Genomic DNA, 305 nt, shown 5'->3' with positions numbered 1-305 from the left:
TCCTGTTTTGAAAAAAATGTGTTGTTATATCAACAATCAAAATTTTAGGATCAATGATGACTGTATAAGCTTTCCAGTGATGATCAATGGTAAGTCAAAACGTATATCAGTCAAAACAAAAATATCCAAAAGACAGAAATCAATTTTTTCATCCAGTAAATTAGGAACAATGCGTATTGTTGTAAAAGGACATGATCTAGTAGCACAGATTGTCTATAATGCAAAAGAAGATGCTGCTTCTTCAAATAATAATGTCATGGGTGTTGATCTTGGAATCAAATGTCCTGCTGTAAGCTACTGTCCAG

Annotated in this window: 1 pseudogene; it reads left to right on the top strand. The window is 32.5% G+C overall.

Annotated elements, in window-relative coordinates:
• Positions 1-305: pseudogene (locus LJD34_RS16295) on the top strand (hypothetical protein); the annotation flags it as partial.

This window comes from Faecalibacillus sp. MSK20_93 (assembly GCF_020589945.1).
Taxonomy (GTDB): Bacteria; Bacillota_I; Bacilli_A; order Erysipelotrichales; family Coprobacillaceae; genus Faecalibacillus; species Faecalibacillus intestinalis.
The sequence above is the reverse complement of the archived record's forward strand: the minus strand, read 5'-3'. Positions and strand labels throughout refer to the sequence as shown.